The sequence below is a fragment of the Phocaeicola acetigenes genome (assembly GCF_027529745.1).
In the GTDB taxonomy this organism is placed as follows: domain Bacteria; phylum Bacteroidota; class Bacteroidia; order Bacteroidales; family Bacteroidaceae; genus Phocaeicola; species Phocaeicola acetigenes.
Window position 1 is genome coordinate 1 of the sequence record NZ_JAPZVM010000011.1, and the last position, 21,336, is coordinate 21,336.

The window sequence follows — 21,336 nt, forward strand, 5'->3', positions numbered from 1 at the left end:
GATAAATTCTTGTAAATATTATACAATGCATTCACGTTGGCTGTATAACGCTGTACTTTACTCTGCTTATACCAACCTGGATCGTTCATTACACTCAAAGAAGTATAATATGAAGCTTTTTCTGTACCAGAAGAAAAACTAACAGCATGGTTTTGAGAAATAGAGTTACTGAAAAGTAAATCAAACCAGTCTGTGTTACGGAATTCTGCCTGTTGTAAATAAGCAGCACGAGCTTCAGGAGTATTCATCAAGCCATAACGTCCGGAAGTGGCATCGTAAGAATTAATAAGATGATACATCTTACCATACACACCGCTATTTGCAGCACGGAACACATCAGAGAAATTCAGCCAACCAGAATTGGCCATTTCTTTATAAACACCCATCTGTTCCTGTGAATTCATAATATTGAAATTCCGATAGCTGGGTTTCATACGCATAGTAAACTCACCGGTATAGCTAACTTTATTAGTTCCCGCTTTACCTTTCTTAGTTGTGACTACAATGACACCGGCCATTGCACGTGCACCATAAATAGAAGTAGCAGAACCATCTTTCAAAATCTGGAAACTTTCGATATCATCTGCATTCAAGCCAGAAATAGCCGAACTGATCAAAGTAACCGCATCACCTGAAGACAATTCATCTGCGCCTACTTCAGTTACATCTTCCATGATTACTCCATCGACTACCCATAACGGTTTAGAACTACCATAAATAGAAGTGGCTCCACGTACACGGATTTTAGGGGCTGTACCAAAGGTACCGGAAACGTTCTGTACAGACACACCTGCTGCACGTCCTTCCAAAGCACGGCTCACTTCTGGAACACCATCCAGTTTTGCATCTTCTGCAGAAATTTTTGTCGCAGCACCAGTAAACAAACGCTTATCCATACGCTGCATACCAGTTACTACTACTTCATCCAAGACTTCGGTATCGGATTCGAGCTTTACAGTCATATTATTTTTGGCAGTCAACGTAACAGTTTTCATGCCCAAATAGCTAATCTGCAACTTTCCTCCCTTATTAACCTTTACACTAAACTTACCGTCGATATCGGTAATCGTACCGGTAGTTGTTCCTTGTACCAGGATTGATGCTCCAACGATAGGTTCTCCATCTTCTGCCGAGAGCACCACACCCGAAATCTGCGATGTTTGCGCAATCGCTAATCCTATGCCTATCAGCAGATAGGCATAGAATAACATTAACCTTCTTTTCATACTCTCTCTTTAAAATTATATATTAACGTTTTGCAAACGTATGTATAATATTTTATAAAAACAACACTAAATACACATTTTTTATTAAAAAATTTGCAAATGATATAATTTTCTTGATACATAACAATTGATGTCATTTTATCACAAAACACAAACACACAAAATGCAATACTGAAATATTTAAGAGGTTATCAATGTCAAAAAGACACAAAAACACAAAACAAAATACTAAGACATGGAAATTATTTAACAAAAGATAAAAAATAATATTAAAAGATAGACAAAAAGACAAAAAAAGCTTCTATCAAAGGAGGGAAAGCATAAATAAAACAGCAATTCATAAGAATATAAACCAAAGAGCGTCTCACTTTAAGGAGACAACTGTCTCATTGTAATGAGACGAGTGTACCAGCCTAATGAGACGACCGTCCCACTACAAGGAGACGACTATTCATCATAATCAAAGTATACATGTAATGCATTATTAATCAAGCAAAAATACACTTCAAATAAAAACAAAAAGGTTGCCTGCCGGTGTGAAACGACAGACAACCCTCTTCTATAATCAAGTCCGGATTTTATTCGCAATAATCTCCGTTAGCTTTTATCAGTTCAATCAGCTTTTCTACAGCCTGTTCTTCCGGAATATTTTTTTCTATGCATTCCTTTTTCTTATACAGACTGATTTTACCTCGACCGGCACCTACATACCCATAGTCTGCGTCGGCCATCTCACCAGGACCGTTCACAATACAGCCCATGATACCAATCTTCAGTCCTTTCAGATGAGAAGTAGCGGCCTTGATACGGGCAATGGTGGATTCCAGATTGTATAAAGTTCGTCCACATCCCGGGCACGAGATATATTCCGTCTTCGAAGTACGTACTCGTCCGGCCTGCAAGATACCGAATGCAGTTTCATCGACTTTTACATCAGAAATTTTACCACCATGATTGTAAAGCAGGATACCATCACAGAAACCGTCGAAAATCAATGCACCCATATCGGCAGCCGACTTAATCTGCAGATTTTCCAATTCTTCTTCTTGATAGAGTTGGAAGAAGACAACCGGATTTTCCAGACCGTATGTCATTAGCTGATGTACAATTCCCCGGAATTCCCCCAATCGGTTGGGGTGATTGCTTTGTGCTACAATGACCACTTCCGGATGAAGACGCAAGCAAGCCATTGCCTCTTCTGTCAGTCCCATATAAGGCACAAAAAGGAATTTCATCGAAGCCTCACAATGATGCAGACCGATCAGCTGCTGATAATTGAATGCCGGATAAACACCTTCTTCTCCCTTCCAGACATTGGCATCGACAATATAGCCTACCCCCGAAGGTCTTGTTTCGGGCAATTGCTGGCCACAATAGATATAGTCGGGTTTAAACTGCTCACTCACTGCCATGTTACCATCCAAACGGGCAGAAATTACTACCGGAACATGTTCACCTCCAATGTTTCCAACTGCCTTTGTTGTACGACGAACCGGATTTACGTAATCGAAACCCGGCGCTTCTGCTCCTGGGATATAAGGGTGATTTTCACGGGAAACGATATAGTCGACCAATTTACGGGCCACAGGAATTTCTGCTTCGGGAGCCTCACTCAGTGAAACACGGATTGTATCACCCAATCCATCGGCCAGAAGGGCTCCAATACCTAATGCCGACTTAATACGTCCGTCTTCCCCATCACCTGCTTCGGTTACTCCTAAATGTAACGGAAAGTTCATTCCTTCCTTCTCCATCTGTTCGGCCAACAGACGAACAGTTTTCACCATGATTACAGTATTCGAAGCCTTGATGGAAATGACTACATTGGTAAAGTCTTCTTCTACACAGATACGAAGAAACTCCATACACGATTCCACCATACCAGCCGGTGTATCGCCATAGCGCGACATGATACGGTCTGACAAGGAACCGTGATTTACCCCGATACGGATAGCTGTATGGTTTTCCTTACAAATGTTCAGGAAAGGAACAAAACGATTACGTATTTTCTGTATTTCCTGAGCATATTCCTCGTCGGTATACTCCAGTTTCTTAAAGGTACGGGCTGCATCTACATAGTTTCCCGGGTTGATACGTACCTTCTCAGCATAGAGGGCAGCTACATCGGCCACATTGGGATTAAAATGTACATCGGCTACCAAAGGAGTATCGTAACCCTGCGAGCGCAAACCTACATTTATGTATTTCAGATTTTCTGCTTCGCGTACTCCTTGTGTGGTAAGACGCACATACTCCCCTCCGGCATCAATAATACGTTTAGCCTGTTCTATACAAGCTTCCGTATCCATTGTCACCGTATTGGTCATACTCTGTATACGTATAGGATTAGCGCCACCCATAGGAGTGGCGCCGACATATACCTCATTCGCCTGTCGGCGAGAATAGTTGAAGTAATCCATTAGTTTGTTTTGTAAGCGTATTTAACTTCTTTCAGTTCTTCGTTGGCTTTTACTATCTTGTTCTTCAGGCCTTCTTTGTATGCTGCAAACTTCTGAGCCAATTCAGTATCTGCCAATGAAAGCATCTGAACAGCCAGAATAGCTGCATTCATAGCTCCATTAATCGCTACAGTAGCTACAGGAATACCGGGAGGCATCTGAATAATAGAATACAGTGCGTCTACGCCATCGAGTACAGAACCTTTTACCGGAACACCGATTACAGGCAATGTGGTATTGGCAGCAATAACACCTGGCAAAGCAGCAGCCATACCGGCAGCAGCGATAATCACTTTAATGCCTCTTTCGGCAGCTCCTTTAGCAAAAGCTTCTACTTCTGCCGGTGTACGATGAGCCGAAAGTGCATTCATCTCGAAAGGTACTTGCATCTCGTCGAGCAACTTCGCAGCCTTCTCCATCACAGGAAGGTCGGAAGTGCTACCCATAATAATACTTACAACTGGTTTCATCTTTTTATCTTTATTCATTAATAATCTGTTTGTATGCTTCTGCATCCATCAGATCATCCAGTTCCGAAAGGTCTGTCGGCTTTATCTTGACAATCCAGCCTTCTCCATAAGGAGACTGATTGACCATTTCAGGGTGTTCTTCCAACTCCGGATTTACTTCCAGAATTTCACCTCCTACCGGAAGGAAAAGATCGGATACAGTCTTTACTACTTCAATTGTACCAAATACTTCACCTTTTTCCAAAGTTTCACCTTCTGTAGTTACATCGACAAACACAATATCACCTAACTGGTCTTGTGCATAGTCTGTAATACCTACATAGGCTTCTTCGCCTTCTACACGAATCCATTCATGTTCGTTCGTGTACTTTACATTTGTCGGGAAATTCATAATCTTTTATTTTTAAGGTTAATATTTTGACAAGGGAACAAGGCAACGAGTTGACAAGGTTTCAGATACAAGGTGATAAAGCAAAAAGTCTTGCTTCCTTGCCAACTCGTTATCTCGTTCACTCATTTTTCTTCAAATAAACAAAATTCCAATGACTCCACAAAGCAATCCGACCAAAAAGCCTCCTCCTACTTCACCCAATGTGTGCTGACGGACAATGATTCTTGCAGAACCTAACATTCCTGCCAGCAAAACAAAGATACAAAGCCAGGATATAGGATTGAACTGAAATATAAAACTGTACGATAAAAGTCCGCCTACCATCATGCCGCTACTGGCCATATGGGTACTGATTTTCCACTTCATGTTAATAATTGCACAGATTACCATACAGAGAAGTACAGCCATTACAATACCGCACATATAGCGGGGCAAATGAATGCGAAACATGGTCAGCAGACAACCGATATAGCTGAGTATCGTCAAACCGTAAGGTATGAAACGGCGTTCTCTGTGCCCCAACTCACGAATACCCCATCCATTGATTTTCTGAAACAGATAAATGGCCAGCATGGGTAACAGAATGGTAAAACAGTAAATCATGGCCAAGATGGTTACTTTATACTGCAACGGCATAATACGCAAGTAGGTAAAGCCAAACAGCAGCACGAAAGCAACAAAAGGAACCATAAAAGGTGTAAAGACAGCCGAAATGATACGGGACACCGTATAGAGCAAGTCTCTGTTTTCCGATTGAGAATGGGGAACAGGCTCGTGAAATGTCAATTGATCGGGGATATTTGTCTCTTCCATCATATTATAATTATCTTCTTAATCGAGCTACAGGTATATTAAGTTGTTGACGATACTTGGCTACTGTACGACGGGCTATGGGATACCCTTTTTCTTTCAGTATATCCGCCAGTTCGTCATCGGTATACGGTTTCTGTTTGTCTTCCTGGTCTACACATTCTTTCAATATGCGCTTGATTTCGCGTACCGAAAGTTCTTCTCCCGACTCTGTCGTATAGCCATCGCTAAAGAAGAACTTAAGCGAATAGATACCAAAGTTGGTCTGTACATACTTGCTGTTGCTTACACGCGATACGGTGGAAATATCCAACTGTGCACGTTCTGCCACATCTTTCAAGATCATCGGACGTAGTAATGATTCATCACCCTCCTGAAAGAAAGGACGCTGCAAATCTATAATAGCTTGCATTGTGCTTAATAAAGTCTGCTGACGCTGCTTGACGGCATTAATAAATCCCTGGGCTGCATCTACTTTCTGTTTCAGAAACATCATCGCGTCTTTCGACTCTTTGCTCTGATTGGCTTTATTACGCGTATGTTCGTCGAGCATTTCGGAGAATTCACGACTCAGCCTCAACTCGGGTACATTACGATTGTTCAAACTGAGAGAGATGGTGCCGTCTTCTTCTGTATCGACAATAAAGTCTGGAATAATCTGCTGCATATTCTTGCCTATCACTTCTCCCAATGAACTTCCGGGGCGTGGATTCAGTTTAGTCAACTCAGCTACAGCTGCCTGATAAGTTTCCTCGGATATGCCTAACTTCTGCATAATCCGTTCTTTATTTTTCTTGGTGAACTCATCACAGCATTTGCTAATTATATCCAGTTCCACCTGCTTTAGAGGTGTATTTTCTTTTCTCTTTATTTGTAAAAGCAAACATTCCTGCAAATCGCGCGCACCGATACCTGCCGGATCAAAATCCTGAATAATCGACAATACGTGTTCCAATTCTTCGGCCGTAGTGTATACTCCCTGATAGATAGCCAGTTCATCGAGCAATGCCTCTGTACTTTTACGCAACATACCATCATCATCGAGCGAACCGATGAGATACTCTCCCAACTGTCTTTCTTCAGGAGTCAAATGCTGCATATCAAGTTGTTCTTTCAGAGTTTCATAAAAGGAGATACTGTCGGAGAAAGGAATTTCTTCTGCTGTTTCTCCCTTGGAACGGTTGTTCTCCTGAAGCTTATAATCTGGAATATCATCTTCTGTACGATAATCTCCCAGTGAAAGGTCTTCCGAGGAATCAGAATCTCGCTCTGCTTCTCCATCCAGATAACTATCCTGCTCTTCTGCTTCTGCGGAAGATTCCTTTCCTTCCTCCAGAGCCGGATTATCGAGCAGTTCGGCATGAATCCGTTCTTCCAGCTCCACAGTTGGAAGTTCCAATAATTTGACAGCCAGTATCTGTTGAGGAGATAAAGTCTGAATTTGTTGTTGAGCCTGAGTCTGTTCCAGACGTGAATGTTGCACCATATTCTATTATTCCACTTACGTTCTACGATTAGCAGCTACAAATGTATGAAAAATCTTCATCAAAATCAGTATCTGAAACTACTTCCTCCTAAAAACTCACGCAACAACGAAGTAGGAGGTAATTCCTTGTCGCGTACAGAAACGAAATAAGATAAAAACCTCAGCAAACGATGTGCCTCCGAATATTCCGGACTATTATTAGGCACTTTGCGCAAAATTGGCTCTACATAATCTTTTAGCACAGCCAATTCAAACAACAGTGCAGAGTTGAACATGGCATCCGCATACTCCTGATAAGGGAAAATCCATTTATCTTCTCCTGCCCGTACACTTCCCCATCGGGCTATGGTTTCTTCTGCCGAATAGTTCCGGTATTTATAATCGCGTATAATACGGCGCAACAGACGGTTATCGGTAGTAGGAATGTAATTGTGATAATCAAGTTGAATTGTAGTCAAAGCCGATACATAAATCTTAAACTTATTGGCCGCAGGAATATTGGGAGTAAGTGCAGGATTTAAGGCATGGATTCCTTCCAGTATCAGAATCATATGATCGTCTATACGCAATTTATTTCCGGTCATTTCCCGCTTTCCTGTGGTAAAATTGAAACGAGGAAGTTCTACTTCTTTTCCGGCAAGCAAATCACTTAACTGTGACTCAAAGAAAGGCAAGTCGAGTGCGTATAAAGACTCAAAGTCATGCTTTCCATTTGCGTCTAAAGGAGTTTTTTCCCTGTCTACAAAGTAATCATCCAATGAAATAGGGTAAGGCTTTAAGCCATTTGCCATAAGCTGAATGCTAAGACGCTTACTGAAAGTGGTCTTGCCGGAAGAAGAAGGACCGGAAATTAAAACCAGTTTTACCCGTTCTCCATTCTGATTCCGGTTGGTGATTTCATCGGCAATCCGTGAAATTTTCTTTTCCTGCAGAGCTTCGGATAAATTAATCAAATCCGTTGCATGTCCTTCATTGCAGGCCACATTAAAATCACCGACAGTACTGATTCCCATAATTCTGTTCCAACGGTGATACTCCTGAAAGACTTCCAACATTTTTTCTTGCTTGATAACTTCTTCCAGTTTACCTGGATTTTCACGGCTGGGGATACGCAAAAGCAAGCCGTCATAATATTTGGCAATATCAAACAAATGGATGTATCCGGTACTGGGAACCAAGCTGCCATAGTAATAATCTACCGTATCGCCCAAACGATAATAACAGGTATACAACTGGCCAGAAGTTTTCAGCAGTTTTACTTTATCCATCATTCCCCGTTGCAAAAACAAGTTAATCACATCATCCGTATGTGCTTCAGTACGCAAGAAAGGAAGATTGGCTTCAATAATTTCATGCATTTTCTGCTTGATACGCTGTACATCATCTAATTCAACGGGACGGCCGATATGCAAATTACAGAAATATCCTTTCGAAACCGGATATTCAAGAGAAACCGTACCGTCCGGATACAATTCTTCGACTGCACGCACCAAAATAAAACACAAAGAACGGACATAGGTACGCATACCTGAAGTAGTAGTTATATCGAGGAATTCTACGTCTTTGTTATAATACACCCGGAAATCCAGACTTTCTACCTTATTATTAACTTTCGCACTCACAGGCCCATAGGGCATTTCCAGATTAAATCCTTCATAAATATCCAAAAGACTGCTTCCTTCGGGAATTTCTTTTGTTAAATTCTTATTTTTGCAATATATTTGTAGCATAATCGTAATAAATATTACTAACACAGTGAATTTGCAGTTAATTTACTCATTAAACCATTAACTGCCTATTTCCAACTTAATTAATTAGAAATGGAATATTCTTTTTATGATTTTTTAAAGCTGCTGGGATCTTTAGCACTCTTCCTGTATGGAATGAAAATCATGAGTGAAGGACTTCAGAAGTTTGCGGGCGACAGACTCCGTAGTATCTTAACGGCTATGACCACCAACCGAGTCACCGGAGTCTTAACGGGCGTACTGATTACAGCACTTATCCAATCGTCCTCTGCCACTACAGTAATGGTAGTCAGTTTCGTAAATGCCGGACTACTTACCCTCTCGCAATCCATCGGTGTTATTATGGGAGCCAACATTGGTACTACTGTCACAGCCTGGATTATTTCCGCATTGGGCTTTAAGGTCGACATTTCTGCATTTTCACTTCCACTGCTGGCAATCGGTATTCCACTTCTTTTCTCTCAAAAAAGTACACGCAAATCTGTCGGTGAATTTATATTTGGTTTTGCATTCCTGTTTATGGGATTAAATCTTCTAAAAACCAATGCTCCCGATTTAAGTGCTAATCCTGATATGTTAGCCTTTGTACAGAACTATACCGACATGGGCTACTTCTCCATTTTACTTTTTGTCTTTATCGGTACCATCCTTACCATGGTTGTACAGGCATCTGCCGCTACAATGGCTATTACCCTTATTATGTGTGCCAATGGATGGATCAGTTTCGAACTGGGAGCCGCATTGGTATTAGGAGAGAATATCGGTACAACCATCACGGCCAATTTAGCAGCACTTACTGCCAATACACAAGCCCGAAGAGCTGCAGTGGCACATTTAATGTTCAATGTATTCGGTGTATTGTGGGTTCTGATTCTCTTTGAACCTTTTATACATATGGTAGACTGGCTGATTACTGACTTCATGAAAGTAAGCGAGGCTGACGGTGTAGCTGTTTCATTTAAATTATCTGCTTTCCATACCTGTTTCAACGTATGTAATGTATTAATATTGATATGGTTCGTTCATTTCATTGAGAAGACAGTCTGCAAACTGGTTCCTCAGAAAGAACAGGAAGAAGAATACCGTCTGCAATTCATCACCGGAGGTATGCTTTCTACAGCAGAACTTTCTATCCTTCAGGCACGTAAAGAAATCAATTTGTTCGCTGAACGTATTCAGCGTATGTTCCGTATGGTTAAAGATTTATTGCATACTGAAAACGAAAATGATTTCAATAAATTATTCAGCCGTATCGAAAAATACGAAAACATCAGTGATAGCATGGAACTGGAAATAGCCAACTATCTGAATCAGGTATCAGAAGGACGTCTAAGTTCAGAAAGTAAATTACAGATTCGGGAAATGCTACGTGAGGTTACAGAAATAGAGAGTATAGGAGACAGTTGTTACAATCTGGCACGTACTATCAATAGAAAACGTAGAGGAGATTCTGATTTCACAGAGAAACAGTATGAACATATTCATCAGATGTTCTCACTGACGGACAATGCACTGAGTCAGATGATTGCATTGGTAGAAGATACACATCATAGCGTAGATGTCAATCGTTCATTTAACACTGAAAACGAAATCAACAACTACCGAAACCAGCTTAAGACCCAAAACGTAATTGATGTAAATAATAAAGAATACAGTTATCAGATGGGAGTTCACTATATGGATATTATCGCAGAATGTGAGAAACTGGGGGATTATGTTGTAAATGTAGTAGAAGCTCACTCTGATGTAAAAGAGAAGAAAGCTTAACCCTTCATTCATATGAACCATACTAAAATGCCGGTCGTGTACCGGCATTTTTTGTTTCATGAAAAAGCTTATACGATTACGCATCCGGTTTTCACCTAAATGTCAGAATACAAAAATGGCATGTGAAATGACAAACTTCTGTCGATTCACATGCCATTATATAAAAACTTTATCAGATATGCTTTTTGTAATTTCAGACCTCTTCCTTTTTACTTGGCAGCATCAGCAGAAGCCACTACAGGTACTGATAATATTTCCTTATATTGCTGTTTGTCCTCCAATACTTCTATAGCCTTGTCCAATACCTCATCGTCTTTCAATAACTGCATCACCGCACCACGCTGATAAAAATAACGGGCAATAACTTCCTGTTCCAGTTCTTTGCAGATAGGTTTGGCAAAGTGATCTAAATCGCGGTCAAGATTGTGATTCAACTTTTGCTCTAATGCCTTAAATTCCTCGGAAGCTCCTTCCATATATCCTTCAAATTCAGCAACCTCCTTTAAAGTCTTCAACATTTTCTCACTCTGACGGTCGTAAGTAAAATTACGAGATTTGACCAATGCTTTAAAATCAGCATAATCAGAGTCTGTCAAGGCAAACGAATCAACAGAAGCCGGGGCCTCATGAGTAAGACAGTACTGTGTAGCATAATCGAATATCAAATCCTCATTCATCAGATAAAAGAGAATATTAGGAAATTTCTCTCCTTTCACCTCAACATCCGGACGAATACCTCCTCCATCACGAACCTCACGCCCTGCCGCTGTATGGAACACATTAGTCAGACTATCAGGTGTACGGGCTACCGAACCATCTGCATTTTTCTTTGCATAGTCAATCGCCTGAATACAACGTCCGCTTGGTATGTAATATTTAGAAGTAGTCACTTTCAAAGTGCCATTATAAGGCAATGGACGAGTAGTCTGGACTAAACCCTTACCATAAGTACGTGCACCAACTACTACTGCTCTGTCTAAATCCTGTAACGATCCACTTAAAATCTCAGAAGCGGAAGCAGAATTTCCATTCACAAGTACAGCCAGTGGAATTTCAGTATCAATCGGCTCGTATTGTGTTTTAAACGAGCCCATTGCCTGACGAATCTTTCCTTTTGTGGTAACAATTTCTGTTCCTTTAGGAACAAAGAAATTTACGATATCTACAGCTTCCTGCAAAGAACCTCCTCCATTATCACGTAAATCAATTATCATAGAAGTAGCCCCACGCTGTTTCAATTCGATAAAAGCCTTTTTTACATCCTTTGCACAATTGTCTGTAAACCCTGTAAGCGAAAGATAACCTACACTATCGCGTACAATACCATAATAAGGCACTGGATTTGTCCGGATATTCTTACGGGTAATCTTAAACTCAAGTACTGTACTGTCGTTTTTCAGAGGACGCTGCACTTTCAATACAAAAGAGGTTCCCGGTTCGCCACGCAACGCATCACTCACTCTGCTGGAAAAATCCTGTGGTTTCTGGTCACCACGTACCATTTCTTTTCCTCCGATAGCAAGGATGATATCACCTGCCTTTACACCCGCTTCAGCTGCCGGCATACCTTCAATCGGCTCTACTATTGCAATCCGGTCTTTCGATTCGTAATAACGGATAGCAGCTCCAATGCCACCGTATTTACCTGTAATCAATTCTTTCAGACTGCTAACTTCCTCTTCGGGATAATATTCGGTATAAGGGTCTGTCAATGACAACATTCCGTTTATTCCATTCTGAATCATCTTTTCTACATTGATCGTATCCACATAAAACAGATCCAATTCCTTAAAAATTGAATTAAATACATCCAAGTTCTTTGAAATCTGGAAATTACGATCATCACCCTTAAAACTTGACAACCCCAGTGCCAATGATACCATCAACACTCCTGCCCATATTGCTCTTCTATTCATATCTATTCAAGTTGTTTATACAAATAAACACAATATTCTATTTACGCATGCAGAACCCTATCAATATTTAACTTTATTTCGTTCCATTGCTCTGGTTTCAACTCAGTTCCTACTATTTGAATAACTTGTCCTGCCAAAATTGAACTAATTTGCGCACATTTCTTCAGCGAACAACCACAAACCAGACCATACAAGAATCCAGCTGCATAAAAATCACCTGCCCCTGTTGTATCTACGACTTTCTCTACAGGAACAGGAGTCACTTGTACAAATTCCGTTCCTTTTTTAATCAACGAGCCTTCTTTTCCTGTTTTGACGATAGCAACGCTACATAAAGAAGATATTTCATCCAAAGCCTCCATAGGGTCCTTGCCTGTATAAGCCCTTGCTTCGCTTTCATTTGCAAATACAATATCCACATAGCGCTCTATTAACATGGCAAAGAATTCACGCTCTTCTTCTACAATATTATAACTCGCCATATCGAGACAAATCTGTAGTCCTGCCTGTTTAGCCAACTGCATTGCACGTAAAATAAGGTCATGATCCTGCAATAAATATCCCTCTATATAAAAATAGGTATATCCTTCGAACATTTCAGGTGACAAATCCTCTGCTTTTAATGTCGCTGCAGCCCCCAGATAGGTACAAAATGTACGCTCTCCACCCGGAGATATAAAAGTAGAGGCTATCCCTGTAGGCAAACCACCCGACAATAAATTGGTTGTTACCCCATAGTCCTGCAAGGTAGCTGTAAAAAACCGGCCGTTTTCATCCTCACCAACCTTTCCTATCAATCCGGGAGTAGCTCCCAGTTTAGCCAAAGCCGCTATTGTATTACACGCTGCCCCACCGGTTGCACGATGAGTAGGTAATGAGGCAAACTTCCCTCGCACTTTCTGCAATACCTCTTCATTTATCAACTGCATGCTTCCTTTTGGCAAATTCAGCTCTTCAAGTAACAAATCATTGTCTAAAACAGCCAAAATATCCACTAAAGCATTGCCCATTCCAAGAATTTTGTCCATTAGTAATATTTTTTTTGCAAAGATATTGCATATTTCAAAATATCCTACTACCTTTGCCTCGCAATTGAGAAAAAACCTTCTTCAGTAGCTCAGTCGGTTAGAGCATCTGACTGTTAATCAGAGGGTCGTTGGTTCAAGTCCAACCTGAAGAGCTTTCTAAACACAATTGCACCATTCTTCAGTAGCTCAGTCGGTTAGAGCATCTGACTGTTAATCAGAGGGTCGTTGGTTCAAGTCCAACCTGAAGAGCTTTTCTAAACATAATTACATCATTCTTCAGTAGCTCAGTCGGTTAGAGCATCTGACTGTTAATCAGAGGGTCGTTGGTTCAAGTCCAACCTGAAGAGCAAAAGTTCGTCTCCAACAAGACGAACTTTTTTTATAAATCCCCAAAAACTATCATTATGGACGATTCAAACCCGCGAACGTACACTTACAAGTATTTACCTTCTCCGTTGAAGAAGTAAAATAAGGTTTTGATGTCCTTGTGTTACCCTTTCAACGGATACAAAAACAAGAAAGGAATAGCACAATGAGAAAGTATCTTTATTGTGAAGCCGGATTTATTGAAAAACCCAATTGGCTTCCCCACTGCTGGGTAAACGTAGAATGCCCCACCCAAGAAGATTTTGATTTTCTACAAAACACGCTAAAAGTACCTGCTTCTTTCCTACATGATATAGCAGACACCGACGAACGTCCGCGAACCGATACAGAAGGAAATTGGTTATTGACTATTCTGCGTATTCCCATACAAACCCCACAAGACAAAGTCGCATACACCACAGTACCCATCGGAATCATTACCAACAATGAAATTGTAGTATCCGTATGCTACCATTCCACCGAAATGATTCCCGACTTTATTGAACATACCCGCAGAAAAGGAATCAATGTTCCTAATAAGTACGAACTCATCTTACGGCTAATCTACTCCTCAGCCGTATGGTTTCTGAAATACTTAAAACAAATAAACAACGAAGTCAGCTGTGCGGAAAAAGAATTGGAAAAAAGCATCCGAAACGAAGACTTGCTCCGTTTGATGAACCTACAGAAAAGTCTGGTTTATTTCAACACCTCCATCCGTGGAAATGAAACCATGATTGGAAAACTCGGCAATATCTTCAATGAAAAGGATTACCAAAATTCAGAACTGACGGAGGATGTGCTTATCGAACTGAAGCAAGCACATAACATGGTCAACATTTACAGCGACATTCTGACAGGTACAATGGATGCGTTTGCCTCCATTATATCCAACAATGTCAATACCATCATGAAACGCATGACCAGCCTTTCCATTGTATTGATGGTTCCCACATTGATAGCCAGTTTTTATGGAATGAATGTAGACATTCATCTGGAACACGTACCTCACGCTTTCAGTTTGATTGCACTCATTTCCGTCTGCCTGTCAGTTACAGCACTGATTATTTTCAGAAAAATCAAATGGTTCTAATCCAACCACAGTCTTGCCATTGTTCTCTCCAATTCAAGAACAATGGCAAGACTTCACACAAAAGAAAACCATTCACACCATGCGATACGGAGTCTCCAAATACACATTACTCATCACAGCAGGAATAATCTGGCTGATAGCAGGCATTAATATCCTTCAGATTGGTATTACATACTGGTTTCACACATCCCATTATTGGCTTTTCAAAATCTGTGAGGCCAGCCTCATCTTCCTCCTCTTTTTCGGACTCATCTTTCATAAGGTATATAAAAAGCACACACAACGTATCCTGCAAAAGCAACACAAAAACTGCCCCTTCTCCTTTTTCGATGTGAAAGGATGGATTATGATGGCTGTCATGATGGGAATGGGAGTCGGCATACGCCGCCTGCACCTGCTCCCCGAATCATTTATTGCAGTATTTTACACCGGACTGTCTCTTGCCCTTATAGGCACAGCCATTCGCTTTCTTCTATTTTGGAAGAAAGCCAGAACATCCTCCCCAATCGATCAGGCATAAAAGAATTCCTCACAGACCTTCAACATTCTGTAATAAAAAGCCGGCCTTCACAGATTTCTTCTCTGCAAAGGCCGGATATAAGTAAAAACATTCACTTCGGAACATTCCATCAGCAGTCCGATTATTTCACATAATCAGCAGGAAACGAGGTCCGTTGTTCTATCGAGCCATTTGTCAAACGGATATAAGTATCAATTATCCGTTTCCCTTCCGTCAACTCAATCACACGCGCCCCATTAGGAATATGAATATACTCTGTAGGGCCTCCTGTGAAACGGCCATAAGCCAACAAAATATTATACCAGTTTACAGCATAGTCATTATCATGGTCATGACCTACAAATACCCCCATTATATCTCCCTGTTCTTTCATAGCCGCAAATAAACCTGAATTCAATTCAGGAGAACAAGCCTTTTCTCTTCGGATACCATACAATGTAGTATTCTCATTCTGTGCAGCCAGATTATATTCCGGCAAAGGAATATGGAAGAAGGCCAATGCCGGCAGAGGAGTGCCGCCGTTCTGCTTGGTATAAGTACGACTCGTCTTCACATACCAGTTTACCTGATCCAAATGAATATAATCATAACCTCCTACTCCCTGTTCCTCAAGTAAAGAACCACGGTTCGAATCGATAAAATAAAGAATCATCTTATTTTTATCATCGTTTCCTCCTTTGACTTCCAGCGTATAATTACCATCTCCAGTCAAATTTTCCACATCCGAAGCCACACAATAAGGAAACTCACGTGCAATCTTCAACAACTCCGCGTTACTCAACCCCTGTTCCCGGTCGTGATTGCCAAATGCAAGAGCAAAAGGAATCTTATATTGTGAAATAAATTCCATCACATGACGAAAATTCTTATCAGCCGGAGCACTGTAAATAATATCACCTGTCAATACCACCAAATCCGGTTTTTCAGCCTCCAATGTATTTTTTATACAAGTAAATGCAATATCCGAACGGGTATCCTGCCATTTGATATGCAAATCCGTAAACTGTACAATCTTAAATTTACCGTCTTTATTAAATTTCAATGTATTGGTTTGTGCATTACTCCCCATAGCCACGCACAACAGCAGAATTGCCGTAAATAAAAAGTTCTTCATAAAAGATTTATTTTTAATTATAACCTATGCCATTAAAAAAGGCTTCTATAAATCCTTTTTAGAATTTACAGAAGCCATTTCAAGTACTCGAAGCGGGACTTGAACCCGCACAGCCGCAATGGCCAAGGGATTTTAAGTCCCTCGTGTCTACCGATTCCACCATTCGAGCAGCCTATAAGAGCGGAAAACGAGACTCGAACTCGCGACCCTAACCTTGGCAAGGTTATGCTCTACCAACTGAGCTATTTCCGCGTTACGGGTGCAAATGTAGAAACTTTTACAATACCTTCCAAACATTTCACCCGTTTTTCTTTTATAAATATTACATTATCGTCCTAATAAAGACTTCTCTGCACACATTACCGTATCGAAGCCAAATCCGGACACAACTTCATTCATCAAGGCTTCAATCTTGTCGTTACACAAATTGCCGATACTTCCGGCATGAGTATGATGCACCTGTTTGTTATGTGTAAACTTACCAGCCTCAATATCCAATCCTACCTTCTTATAAGCATCCCGGAAAGGCATTCCTTCGGCAGCCAAACGGTTGACTTCTTCTACACTGAAAATATACAGATACTTGTCATCATCCAATATGTGTTCGTTCACCTTTATCTTATCCATGATGTAAGTAGCCATTCGCAAGCAGTCGTTCAACTCTTCGAAAGCCGGCAAGAACACTTCCTTGATAATCTGAAGGTCACGGAAGTATCCCGAAGGAAGATTATTCATAATCAGCATAATCTGCTGTGGCAATCCCTGGATCTTATTGCATTTGGCACGAGTCAACTCAAATACATCCGGGTTTTTCTTATGAGGCATGATACTGGAGCCGGTAGTACATTCGTCCGGCAACTTCACAAAACCGAAGTTCTGGCTGCTGAACATGCAGGCATCGAAAGCCAGCTTAGACAATGTGCCGGCAATAGAAGCCAGTGCAAAGGCTACATTTCTTTCCATCTTTCCACGTCCCATCTGCGCATACACTACATTATAGTTCATGGAATCGAATCCCAGCAGACGAGTTGTCATCTCACGGTCGAGCGGGAAAGAAGAACCATATCCGGCTGCCGAACCCAACGGGTTACGGTTACACATCTTATAAGCAGCCTGTAAGAACATCATATCATCTACCAGACTCTCTGCATACGCACCAAACCACAAGCCAAAAGAAGAAGGCATGGCAATCTGCAAATGTGTATATCCCGGCATCAATACATCTTTATAGCGGTTGCTCTGTGCAATCAGCACATGGAACAAATCTTCCACCGCTTCGGCTACCCCTCTCAACTGCTCACGGGTAAACAACTTCAAGTCGAGCAAAACCTGATCGTTGCGCGAACGTCCACTATGGATTTTCTTTCCCACATCTCCCAGTTTACGGGTCAGCATCAATTCCACCTGAGAATGAACATCTTCTATACCATCCTCTATCACAAACTCTCCTCTTTCTGCAGAAGCATAAATCGCTTTCAGTTCTTCCAGCAACACCTTCAGTTCTTCTGCTGTCAGCAAGCCTATACTCTCAAGCATGGTAATATGAGCCATCGAGCCCAATACATCATGCTTAGCCAGATAAATATCCAGTTCACGGTCACGCCCTACTGTAAAGCGATCGATTTCGGCATTTACCTGCACATTTTTTTCCCAAAGTTTCTGAGCCATAATCAAACTATTAATAAGGTATCATAGCCAGCATGTCTGCCAGTTTATCCACTCCTTCTTTCAGCGGTTTGGATACCATTGCTTTCATAAACATATTCACTTCTGCCCCAATTGTCACTCTCATTTTCGCTTCCACATCGGTAACCGGCAGAATCTGTATCCACAAGTTCAAAGGAATGGGTGTCTTGTCTCCTTCAAATTTAATACACTTCATTGGTTCACGCTCCACGATACGCAACGTCAGACTAATGCCCTGTACCTTCAGTGTAAGCGAATCCTGGTCGAACGACATATCTTCCAGTTTTCCTTCCAACTTGTCTTTCAGCAAATCCAAACGTTCACGTACGGAAGCCAGATTATTCAAATCGGCCAATTTTGTATATACTCGTTCCTGGCTATAAGGAACATGCTTTACTTCACTTTCAAACTTTACCATAATAATTAAAAAAAGAACACGGATTGCAAGGACAAACACGGTTCATTCTCCAAACCGTGAGCTCCGTGTAATCCGTGCCTCTATTATTTAATAAGAAAAACTTTACTTATTTTCCTGTCCAGTGAGAAGGATCTTCTCTCCAAGCCTGTAATACCGGAATATCTTCTTCGTTGATATAATCAGTTTTCAATGCTGCATCCAATACTGCATTGTAGTTAGTCAGTGTAACCAATTCTACTTTTGCATGTTTAAATGCTTCTACAGAAACATCGAAGCCATAAGTAAATGAAGCAACCATACCAATCACTTCGCAACCGTCGCGACGGATAGCTTCAACAGCCTTCAAACTGCTTCCACCTGTAGAAATCAAGTCTTCTACTACTACAACTTTCATACCTGGACGCAATTCGCCTTCGATTAAGTTTTCCAATCCATGATCCTTTGGACTTGAACGAACGTAAACGAACGGAAGGTTTAATTCTTCGGCAACCAATGCTCCCTGTGCGATAGCTCCTGTAGCTACACCCGCAATGGCATCCACCTCTCCGAATTTTTCAAGAATCACACGACAAATCTCCAACTTAACAAAGTTACGTAGAGCAGGATAAGACAAAGTCTTACGGTTGTCACAGTAAATAGGAGACTTCCAACCTGATGCCCAAGTAAACGGATTTGCTGGCTGAATCTTAACAGCTTTTACCTTCAGTAACTTTTCTGCGAATAATCTTTCCAAAGCTTTCATAATTAGCAATTATCTAATAAACATTTCTGCAAAATTATGGAAATACATTGGTATAAGAAAATAATGAATCATTATTTTTATGAAAAAATTATCAGACGATTCTATTTAGCCCAGGCAAGCGTAACGACACTAATCCGTATCCCCTCTACCTGCGCCAAAGCATCGGCACAGGAAATCAGAGTGGCTCCTGTAGTGAGTACATCATCAACAATCATTACATGAGTATGACTTAACGATTGTGCAGCACCGGTAGCCCGAAAAAGTTGTGATACATTCTGCCATCGTTCGAACCCGCTCTTGTGTGTCTGGCTTTCATTGTTATGAATACGGCATACCGCTTCTGTACAAAGTGGAATATGAGTATACATGGAAATACCTTGAGCCAGCAGTTCGCTCTGATTATATCCTCTTCTTTTCTTACGCAACGGATGCAAAGGAACGGGAAGCAGATAATCTACACCGTCGAAGAACCCTGACGGTTTCAGCTCTTCTGCTATCAGCCTTCCCATTTGCAAGCAAAGCTTTTTGCGGCCCTTATATTTCATCCCATACAGAATCTGTGCTACATGACCGTCTTTCTTATAAAAGAACAAAGAGGTAGCCCGTTCTACCGGGAAGCGTCCCCAAAAGCAACGTTCCATTTCATTGCCGGATGTATTCCCCAGTCCTGTATAAGGAAGGCCGGATATACAAGATACACACAAGGCCTTCTCTCCTGCCAGCAACGGTCTGCCGCAAGTTACACAAAAACGAGGAAAGAAAAAGTCTTTCCAGTCAGTCCAGAAACTCATCCGCTTGTCTGATATAACGTAACACTTCGTCCATCGCAAATCCGCGGCTCACCGCAAAACGAATCAGTTTTGAATTCCGCTCATAGTCGTTTCCGGCCTTCAAGCCTCTGGCTTTCTGCGCCAGCAACGATTTCAGCACATTGCTGTACTCTTCTTCGTCAATTTCTTCCAGCCCGGCCTCTATATCCTCAGAAGGAAGTTGCTTCATGCGCAAGGCCTGTACAATCTTCATCCTTCCCCACTGATTGAAGCGATACTTATCGCGCACAAAAGCCCGACAAAAACGGGAAGTATCCAGAAAGCGGTCTTTTGCCAAACCGGAAAGAATCCGTTCCGCCACTTCCGGTTCTGCACCCCACTGACGCAGCTTTTCTCTTACCTCTGCCGGACAATGCTCTGATTTTGAGCAATAGGCTTCGGCCTTATATTTCAGTTCTGCTTCCGTATATTCTTTCATAAAATGGTTTTAACAGCCTTAATCATACGGTCGTTGCCAGACAAATCTTTTCTCAGTTCAATTTGCCCATACCCCATTTCCTGCAGCAATGCCACAGTTTCCGGGCCGTATGCACGGTTTATTTCATAATATAAAGTTCCTCCTTCGCACAATATCTGCTGTCCGATTTCCGCTATCCGCCGATAAAACAGCAAAGGATCGGTATCGGGCACAAAAAGAGCAAGTTCCGGTTCCCAGTCGAGCACATTACGCTCCATCTCCGCCCGCTCACTCTCCGTGATGTAAGGAGGATTACTGACCAACACATCCACCTGCACCGAAGGAATATCAGCAGACAACACATCGACTCTTTCCAGCAAAACACGGGCTTTATTCTTGTCTGCATTCCGTGCAGCTACCTGCAAAGCCTTTTCCGAAACATCCCACGAAGTAACCTGTACCTCCGGCAGACGGTTTGCCAAAGCAATCGGAATGCATCCGCTTCCTGTTCCGATATCCAAGATACGGACTCCCCCACGAGAATAGTCCGCAGCAATCCAGTCTATCAGCTCCGCAGTTTCAGGACGCGGAATCAGTACATCGGGCGTTACTTCCAGACACAGACCGGCAAACGAAACCTCACCGATGATATACTGCAACGGTTCATAACGTTTCAAGCGCTCCAGAATCTCCTCCAGTTTTCTCCGGTTATCCTCCGGAAAATTCATATCTTTGCCTGTATAAAGTTCTGTCACCGAGAATTGGAATAACTCAGTCAATATCCATTTCGCCAAAGCAGAAGTCTCTGTGTCGGGATAAATTCCAGACAATGTATTTTTTATATATGTGTAAATAGGATGCATAATATG

General features: G+C 41.5%; 19 protein-coding genes and 5 tRNA genes. 6 read left to right on the top strand and 18 right to left on the bottom strand.

Annotated elements, in window-relative coordinates; genetic code table 11:
• From O6P32_RS11360 to O6P32_RS11390, 7 genes are all read right to left on the bottom strand, one after another.
• A partial coding sequence (locus tag O6P32_RS11360; protein WP_269878627.1) for a carboxypeptidase-like regulatory domain-containing protein occupies positions 1–1,226 on the bottom strand: 1,226 nt, incomplete at its 3' end.
• Positions 1,227–1,804: 578 nt separating this feature from the next.
• Entirely contained in the window at positions 1,805–3,646 is a 1,842-nt protein-coding gene (locus O6P32_RS11365) for a 4-hydroxy-3-methylbut-2-en-1-yl diphosphate synthase (protein ID WP_269878628.1), read from the bottom strand.
• The gene (gene purE, locus O6P32_RS11370; RefSeq protein WP_178267049.1) at positions 3,646–4,155 is read right to left on the bottom strand and encodes a 5-(carboxyamino)imidazole ribonucleotide mutase; all 510 of its coding nucleotides are present in this window, start codon (positions 4,153–4,155) and stop codon (positions 3,646–3,648) included. Before purE ends, O6P32_RS11365 begins: the two co-directional genes overlap by 1 nt.
• A gap of 10 nt (positions 4,156–4,165) precedes the next feature.
• Entirely contained in the window at positions 4,166–4,546 is a 381-nt protein-coding gene (gene gcvH / locus O6P32_RS11375; protein WP_178267048.1) for a glycine cleavage system protein GcvH, read from the bottom strand.
• Positions 4,547–4,678: 132 nt separating this feature from the next.
• Positions 4,679–5,359 (bottom strand): hypothetical protein, encoded by a 681-nt coding sequence (locus O6P32_RS11380; protein ID WP_269878726.1) that lies wholly within the window; start codon positions 5,357–5,359, stop codon positions 4,679–4,681.
• Positions 5,360–5,369: 10 nt separating this feature from the next.
• A complete protein-coding gene (gene rpoN, locus O6P32_RS11385) occupies positions 5,370–6,842 on the bottom strand; it encodes an RNA polymerase factor sigma-54 (protein ID WP_269878630.1) in 1,473 nt (490 codons plus the stop codon).
• A 65-nt stretch (positions 6,843–6,907) separates the two neighbouring features.
• On the bottom strand, positions 6,908–8,581 hold the full coding sequence (locus O6P32_RS11390; protein ID WP_269878727.1) for a nucleoside kinase: 1,674 nt from the start codon (positions 8,579–8,581) through the stop codon (positions 6,908–6,910).
• Between the two features lie 81 nt (positions 8,582–8,662).
• Here O6P32_RS11390 and O6P32_RS11395 point away from each other — a divergent pair, with 81 nt between their 5' ends.
• Complete coding sequence (locus O6P32_RS11395) at positions 8,663–10,357, top strand: Na/Pi cotransporter family protein (protein WP_269878631.1); 1,695 nt, start codon at positions 8,663–8,665, stop codon at positions 10,355–10,357.
• Positions 10,358–10,566: 209 nt separating this feature from the next.
• Here O6P32_RS11395 and O6P32_RS11400 read toward each other — a convergent pair whose 3' ends face one another.
• Together O6P32_RS11400 and O6P32_RS11405 are read right to left on the bottom strand one after the other, a co-directional pair.
• On the bottom strand, positions 10,567–12,240 hold the full coding sequence (locus tag O6P32_RS11400) for a S41 family peptidase (RefSeq protein WP_408636071.1): 1,674 nt from the start codon (positions 12,238–12,240) through the stop codon (positions 10,567–10,569).
• 74 nt (positions 12,241–12,314) lie between these two features.
• Entirely contained in the window at positions 12,315–13,301 is a 987-nt protein-coding gene (locus O6P32_RS11405; RefSeq protein ID WP_269878634.1) for an adenosine kinase, read from the bottom strand.
• Between the two features lie 78 nt (positions 13,302–13,379).
• Between O6P32_RS11405 and O6P32_RS11410 the strand changes: the two genes are divergently transcribed.
• The 5 genes from O6P32_RS11410 (at position 13,380) to O6P32_RS11430 (ending at position 15,280) form a co-directional block, all read left to right on the top strand.
• Positions 13,380–13,453: transfer RNA gene (locus O6P32_RS11410), tRNA-Asn, on the top strand.
• Between the two features lie 23 nt (positions 13,454–13,476).
• A tRNA-Asn gene (locus O6P32_RS11415) sits at positions 13,477–13,550 on the top strand.
• 24 nt (positions 13,551–13,574) lie between these two features.
• A tRNA-Asn gene (locus O6P32_RS11420) sits at positions 13,575–13,648 on the top strand.
• 185 nt (positions 13,649–13,833) lie between these two features.
• Entirely contained in the window at positions 13,834–14,760 is a 927-nt protein-coding gene (locus O6P32_RS11425) for a magnesium transporter CorA family protein (RefSeq protein ID WP_178267043.1), read from the top strand.
• A 79-nt stretch (positions 14,761–14,839) separates the two neighbouring features.
• Entirely contained in the window at positions 14,840–15,280 is a 441-nt protein-coding gene (locus O6P32_RS11430; RefSeq protein WP_178267042.1) for a hypothetical protein, read from the top strand.
• Positions 15,281–15,401: 121 nt separating this feature from the next.
• Here the strand turns inward: O6P32_RS11430 and O6P32_RS11435 are convergent, their stop codons facing one another.
• From O6P32_RS11435 to prmC, 9 genes are all read right to left on the bottom strand, one after another.
• Positions 15,402–16,394 carry a metallophosphoesterase family protein gene (locus tag O6P32_RS11435; protein ID WP_269878635.1) on the bottom strand — a complete coding sequence of 331 codons (993 nt, stop codon included), beginning with the start codon at positions 16,392–16,394 and terminating at the stop codon, positions 15,402–15,404.
• An 84-nt stretch (positions 16,395–16,478) separates the two neighbouring features.
• A tRNA-Leu gene (locus O6P32_RS11440) sits at positions 16,479–16,563 on the bottom strand.
• Positions 16,564–16,573: 10 nt separating this feature from the next.
• A tRNA-Gly gene (locus O6P32_RS11445) sits at positions 16,574–16,646 on the bottom strand.
• Between the two features lie 75 nt (positions 16,647–16,721).
• Positions 16,722–18,062, bottom strand: a complete 1,341-nt coding sequence (argH, locus tag O6P32_RS11450) for an argininosuccinate lyase (RefSeq protein WP_269878636.1) — start codon at positions 18,060–18,062, stop codon at positions 16,722–16,724.
• Positions 18,063–18,072: 10 nt separating this feature from the next.
• Positions 18,073–18,498 (bottom strand): SRPBCC family protein, encoded by a 426-nt coding sequence (locus O6P32_RS11455; protein ID WP_178267039.1) that lies wholly within the window; start codon positions 18,496–18,498, stop codon positions 18,073–18,075.
• A 106-nt stretch (positions 18,499–18,604) separates the two neighbouring features.
• The gene (pyrE, locus tag O6P32_RS11460) at positions 18,605–19,240 is read right to left on the bottom strand and encodes an orotate phosphoribosyltransferase (protein ID WP_178267038.1); all 636 of its coding nucleotides are present in this window, start codon (positions 19,238–19,240) and stop codon (positions 18,605–18,607) included.
• Between the two features lie 101 nt (positions 19,241–19,341).
• Positions 19,342–20,031, bottom strand: coding sequence for a ComF family protein (locus O6P32_RS11465; RefSeq protein WP_269878637.1), 690 nt, complete (start codon positions 20,029–20,031; stop codon positions 19,342–19,344).
• Positions 20,015–20,488 carry a regulatory protein RecX gene (locus O6P32_RS11470; RefSeq protein ID WP_269878638.1) on the bottom strand — a complete coding sequence of 158 codons (474 nt, stop codon included), beginning with the start codon at positions 20,486–20,488 and terminating at the stop codon, positions 20,015–20,017. The genes O6P32_RS11465 and O6P32_RS11470 overlap by 17 nt, the downstream gene beginning before the upstream one ends.
• The gene (gene prmC, locus O6P32_RS11475) at positions 20,485–21,330 is read right to left on the bottom strand and encodes a peptide chain release factor N(5)-glutamine methyltransferase (RefSeq protein WP_178267035.1); all 846 of its coding nucleotides are present in this window, start codon (positions 21,328–21,330) and stop codon (positions 20,485–20,487) included. The genes O6P32_RS11470 and prmC overlap by 4 nt, the downstream gene beginning before the upstream one ends.
• Between the last annotated feature and the right edge of the window lie 6 nt (positions 21,331–21,336).